Genomic DNA, 1,373 nt, shown 5'->3' with positions numbered 1-1,373 from the left:
GAACTGATGCGGTGGATGCCCCCACCGACCGGCATCTCGTATGCCTGATGGTTGAATCGGAACCGATCATAGGGGTCATCGATGACGACGATCAGCATGTTGGCAGTCGATCTGTCGAAGGGCAGCTTTCAGGTCTGCGCCGTAGGTCCGGACGGGACGGTTCTCTATAACCGCGCGCTGTCGCGCTCTCGATTTGTCGCACTCCTTGCCGATCAACCGGCCTGCGTCGTGGCGATGGAAGCTTGTGCGACGTCGCATCACTGGGGTCGTGTGGCCCAGAAGAGCGGTCACGAGGTCCGGCTGGTGCCGGCGGTCTACGTGAAGCCGTTCGTCAAACGCCAGAAGAACGATCGTGCCGACGCGGAGGCGATCGCCGAGGCGGCCGCGCGCCCGAGGATGCGCTTCGTGGCGGTGAAGAGCGCCGAGACACAGGGCCGCGCGGTGGCGTTTCGGACACATCAGTGTCTGGTCCGTCAGCGCACGCAGCTGATCAACGCGCTACGCGGCCATCTGGCCGAATTTGGTGTCGTCGCTCCGAAGGGGCCGGCAAACCTTAAGGTGCTGGAAGAGGCTCTGGCCGACGAGGTCGCCGATCTGCCCGTCGCGGTGCGGGCGATGGGGACGATCTATCTCGACCAGATCGCGGGGCTGACGCAGGTGATCGAGCGGCTGGCCGACGAACTGGAGACGGCCTCGCGGACGGACGCCGATCTGCGACGCTTATGCACCATACCGGGGATCGGGCCGGTGACCGCAGGAGCCGTCGCCGCCTTCGCTCCGGATCTCGACACGTTCGACAGCGGACGCAACTTCGCCGCCTGGCTCGGTCTCGTGCCGCGGCAGCGATCCACGGGCGGCAAGGCCAAGCTCGGCCCCGTCAGCAAGATGGGGCAGACCGATATCCGACGACTGCTCATCGTCGGGGCCATGAGCGTGATCCGCTGGGTGGTTCGCAAGGGCGGGAGCGCGAACCGCTGGCTCGCGACCCTCGTCACGCGCAAACCGAAGATGGTCGCGGCGGTCGCGCTCGCCAACAAGATGGCGCGGATGATCTGGGCCGTGACGACGAAGCAGGAAGATTACCGGATGGCGTGACCGGAGCCCCGAGCGGGCGAAGGCACGTCGTGGCCGCGAGGCCGGGCGAGCGATCGACGAGGAGTAGGCGACACGGACTTCGAAGTTCAAGGCAGGGACATTCAGACCCGGGGCTCGAGCGCATGCAGCTCTCTGAACCGATGTGAACCCAGCCTTCCGAACAGCATACCGGCCCGTGGCGTCATCGAAGGCCACATTGTGAGGCCTGACACACGTCCGATCGAAGACCCCGCCGAAATCTCAAAGATCATGCTTGCCAAACAGGGGGCATCCACACA

1 protein-coding gene is annotated in these 1,373 nt (G+C 65.2%); it reads left to right on the top strand.

Annotated elements, in window-relative coordinates; genetic code table 11:
• Positions 1-81 precede the first annotated feature (81 nt).
• A complete protein-coding gene (locus MET9862_RS28995; protein ID WP_142586314.1) occupies positions 82-1,095 on the top strand; it encodes an IS110 family RNA-guided transposase in 1,014 nt (337 codons plus the stop codon).
• Positions 1,096-1,373: the final 278 nt, after the last annotated feature.

The sequence above is a fragment of the Methylobacterium symbioticum genome, from assembly GCF_902141845.1.
Taxonomy (GTDB): domain Bacteria; phylum Pseudomonadota; class Alphaproteobacteria; order Rhizobiales; family Beijerinckiaceae; genus Methylobacterium; species Methylobacterium symbioticum.
Note: the sequence above shows the minus strand (reverse complement) of the source record. Positions and strands in the feature narration are given on the sequence as shown.